Source organism: Pseudomonas sp. 2995-1 (assembly GCF_002742505.1).
Taxonomy (GTDB): domain Bacteria; phylum Pseudomonadota; class Gammaproteobacteria; order Pseudomonadales; family Pseudomonadaceae; genus Aquipseudomonas; species Aquipseudomonas sivasensis.
On record NZ_LJSA01000524.1, the window covers coordinates 1 to 303 of the forward strand.

The 303-nt window shown below is 33.0% G+C and carries 1 pseudogene; it reads right to left on the minus strand.

What is annotated here, in order from left to right:
- Nucleotides 1-303: pseudogene (locus AOA61_RS27325) on the minus strand (transglycosylase domain-containing protein); the annotation flags it as partial.

Here is a 303-nt window from a genome sequence, read left to right on the forward strand (position 1 = left end):
CTTCGTACCTGTGAATCTTCTGGATTTTTAAAAGGATTGAATCTAACTGGACGTTGCGGAATACCCGCTAACAATGCAGCATCTTCAATTTCCAGTTCATGTAATTCTTTGCTAAAGTAATAATCAGCAGCCCTTGTACACCGTAGTAGCCATCATCAAAATATATTACGTTTAAATACATTTCGAGAATCTGATCTTTTGAAAATTTTTGTTCTAACCTAACTGCTAAGTATTGTTCTTGAAGTTTACGAGAAACTGTTTTTTCTGATGATAAAAATAAGTTTTTTACAACTTGCTGAGTAA